At 37.3% G+C, this 1,478-nt stretch carries 1 protein-coding gene; it reads right to left on the reverse strand.

The window, feature by feature from the left end; translation table 11 throughout:
- Nucleotides 1-502 precede the first annotated feature (502 nt).
- Nucleotides 503-1,478, reverse strand: a 976-nt coding sequence (locus H3R21_RS07380; protein WP_198184146.1) for an SLAP domain-containing protein, incomplete at its 5' end; no start/stop codon positions are given.

The raw sequence follows: 1,478 nt of genomic DNA on the forward strand, positions 1-1,478 counted from the left end.
TAAAATGGTAACATTTTGCCTGCCAAATATAAAGGTGTTTTTGCGTTATTTTATATGCAATTAGTCAACCAACATTATCTCCCCTTTTTTATTTTATACAATTATAAAATAACGCTAGTCAGAAAGTACGAAGCTGAGATCTGTTTTAGGTAGCTTAATATCCTTAGTAAAACTCCTAATCATATTAACTTGTTTCTCTACGAAAAATTACATTTTCCTGTGCTCATAAGTTCTACTACTTCTTCAATATGCTTCATTATTTTATTGTCACTAATACTATGGTTATTAATATACCGCTTAAATAACACACATGCCATTAATAAAAAGCCGCTGCGTTTCATGATTCCTAACCCCTCTGTTGTTTTATGTTGTTACACCGCTTATTAGCTTATACAATTTCTTAAATAACGATTATGCTAAATAAAAAAGAAGCAACTATCTAATCAGATAGTTGCTTCTTTTACTTGCTTAGCTATTGTATTTTAAATAGCTGAGTTTTGCTTTACTTAAATGCAGTCTGCTTAACAAATTGCTTGTTACCAATTGCGTAGTATGTCTTGCCCTTGATAACAACAACGTCACCGTAGGTTTGAACAGTTTCACCTGCATTCATTGCTGTCTTTCCAATTCGGTTACCGTATTGGCTGTAAATATATGCCTTCGCTGTCAATGTACGCGCTGTTCCCGTTACATTATCACTATCAACATATTCGTCCTCACCAATCTGGATAAATTGACGACCATTAATTGTCTTGGTTTCACCAGTAGTAATTTCGGAATCAGCTTTTAAGATTACATTACCTACTTGTTGTCCTTCACTATTGTAAACATATGCATCATGTCCTAATACAGCGTTTGATGTTACACCTTCTGCAGGTACATTATTTGCTTCCAATGTCACTGCACCAAAGTTCGCTGCTTTTACGTAACGGTTGTTATCAATAATGAAGTATGACTTGCCACGGATTACTATTGGATCACCGTATGTACCTACTTTACCGTTCTTCTTCAGTACCTTGCCACTAACACGCGTGCCGTCTTTCTTATATACAAACGCATTCTTCTTCAATGTCCGCTTTTGTGCTCTGAAGTTGTTTACTGCGACAAACAAACCGTTCTTAGTTTCGTAAAATTCACGATTACCAATTGTCTGTGTGCCATATGTAGTCATAGTTGACCCCTTCTTAGCTACTAATAAGTTAGCACGTTTACCTTCCTTGTTATAGAAGTATGCATTGTGGGTCAACTTTCTATCAGCAGCCTTAGTCGTGTCCACTCCTGCAGTTTCTCCAGCTGTAGCTGTACCTGTTGCTGCATCTGAGCCATTTGAAGTGCTACCTGTATTGTCCGAGCCGGAACCGTTGTCATTAGAACCGCCATTTCCAGTACCTGTTGAACTAGAACTGTTGTTACCAGAACCGTTTGATCCTGAATCATTGCTGTCTGAACCATTTGATCCTGAGCCATTGCTGTCTGAA

Origin of the sequence: Lactobacillus sp. W8172, assembly GCF_016102055.1 — a bacterium.
Classification (GTDB): domain Bacteria; phylum Bacillota; class Bacilli; order Lactobacillales; family Lactobacillaceae; genus Lactobacillus; species Lactobacillus apis_A.